The organism is Aminobacter sp. P4_D5, from assembly GCF_056401815.1.
The window spans coordinates 1-734 of sequence record NZ_JBFUIP010000663.1 but is presented as its reverse complement, the minus strand read 5'-3'; the positions used below and the strand labels follow the sequence as shown (position 1 = coordinate 734).

At 69.6% G+C, this 734-nt stretch carries 2 protein-coding genes; both read right to left on the bottom strand.

What is annotated here, in order from left to right:
• Positions 1 to 502: carboxymuconolactone decarboxylase family protein (locus tag AC1DWF_RS34185; RefSeq protein WP_476842925.1), on the bottom strand; the 502-nt coding region annotated here is incomplete at its 3' end.
• Positions 499 to 734: tripartite tricarboxylate transporter substrate-binding protein (locus AC1DWF_RS34180; protein ID WP_476842924.1), on the bottom strand; the 236-nt coding region annotated here is incomplete at its 5' end. The genes AC1DWF_RS34185 and AC1DWF_RS34180, both read right to left, overlap by 4 nt.

Sequence of the window (734 nt, the reverse complement as noted above, 5' to 3'; positions counted from 1 at the left end):
GCGCAATCGAGACCATGCAGTAGAAGCCGATCAGCGCGGTCAGCTCCACCACGCCGCGTTCTCCCCAGCGTGCCAGGATGGCGGCATAGCTGGCGTCGTCGGGCTCGCCGTTCACCTGGATCTGGCGCGCGAATTCGTAGACCTCGCGCTCCTCGGCATCCCGGATCGGCGGGGGCGCGGCGACGCGGATGGCTTCGACGATGGCCGTATCCAGCCCAGCCTTCACCGCCGCCGCGCCATGCACATGGAACTCCACCTGACTGTTCCAGCGCCGCCCGACCACGATGATCGCGAGCTCCGTCAGCTTGGGCGGCAGCACCGTGCGGCTGCGCAGCGTGTCGCCGAGCCGCCACCAGGCCTCGGCCAGCTCGGGGCTGTGGATATTGGCGCGCTGCGGGCCGTTCATCCCGCGCGTGGGGCTGGCGAGGATGCGGTCGTAAAGGTCGCGCTGGGCCGCGTTCATCTCGTCGGGCGAGGGCAGGTGGATGCGCGGGGCGTTCATGGCTGGATGTTCCGTTCGCGGAAGACGGGAGTCCAATAGGCCTGCTCCTCCTGGAGGAAGCGGGCGAATTCGGCGGAGCCGGTGAAGCGCGGCTCCAGGTCGTCCTCGGTGAAGGCGCGGCGCGCCTCCTCCACACCGGCGAGGCTGCCGAACGCCTCTTCCAGCTTCGCCTGCACAGCCGCCGGCGTCGCCGATGGAACGAGGAAGCCGTACCAGGTGCGCGCCACCACAT